Source organism: Parachlamydia sp. AcF125, from assembly GCF_018342475.1.
Classification (GTDB): Bacteria; Chlamydiota; Chlamydiia; order Chlamydiales; family Parachlamydiaceae; genus Parachlamydia.
Map to the genome: position 1 here is coordinate 1 of NZ_JAEMUD010000012.1, position 1,042 is coordinate 1,042.

A 1,042-nucleotide genomic window follows, 5' to 3' on the forward strand; every position below is an offset into this window, starting at 1 on the left:
GGCTTTAAGCTTTTACATACTAAAGAATTAACTCACAAAAAATACTCCCCTGAAGAGGTGGCTTACTATACTGCCAAGTATGGGCAGCGGATTTTTAACCTAGTCTTTAGCGGCAATCAAGCAGCGTTTACTCAAGAGTTTATAAAAGCTTTAGCCAAGGGCAAAAAAAAGAAGAATCTACCGAAATTTATCTATCTTAAATCTAAGCAGGTAAGGCAAAACGCTTATAGCACTTTAAAGCAGAAAGAGTTGACCCTTTTAAACCACCAAGCAGAAATTGTGCATCGCATCAAATCAGACAACAAGACTTTAGACGCCGAAAAGCCTAAAAAAACACTTGAGCTCATCCAACAATTATATCCTTTTTCAAATGCAGAGGAAAAAAAGCGCTACTTTGAAGACGAAAAAAAGCTTTATCTATCGCTTAGCGCTAAATTAATCGGCCTAGTTTGCGCTTCTAGATTAGAGAAAAAAGGGCATCTATGGGGACAAAATCCAAGCATCCCTTTGCGACATAAAACTGAAGAAAAGAAAGAGGGAGAAGATGCAACACCTGCTATTTCCCATCTAGAGCCTGGCCAAAATTCTAACTTTTCCGAATTTAGCCCAGGGGGAATTGCTAAAGATGAACATCATCAGCTAGGCGAAGATGCCACAAACTTGGTGATGGCTTCGCATGGAGGAAGAGCAGAGGTCAGCCATATGGATCAGGGCCGCCGTTCCCAATCTGCCGTTGTGGCAGGCGTTTCTGAAGAAGCGTCTAGTAAGTTAGCAGAAGGGGTATTTAGCAAACTCCCAAAGTAGATTGCCCATCAGAACAAGGTTTTCTTGATGGGCCTAATTGCTGTGAGCACACTCTTAAAGATTATAGGGCTCTTTATCCCGCTTTTCAGTCCGGGTCTGTACCTATTAAAGTCCAGGCTACTGCTAGCCAAGTCCATTTAGAGGAAGATGCGACCATGATTATGCAAGTTAATCCTTTCATTCAATACCAGGGAGCTGTGCTGCCCACTAGGTTGGCAGTAGGAGAGCTTAACAAACG

At 42.3% G+C, this 1,042-nt stretch carries 1 protein-coding gene; it reads left to right on the forward strand.

Annotated features, from left to right (window positions below; genetic code table 11):
* The coding region (locus tag PARA125_RS09665) for a hypothetical protein (protein ID WP_213158677.1) at positions 1–804 on the forward strand (804 nt) is incomplete at its 5' end.
* Positions 805–1,042 lie beyond the last annotated feature (238 nt).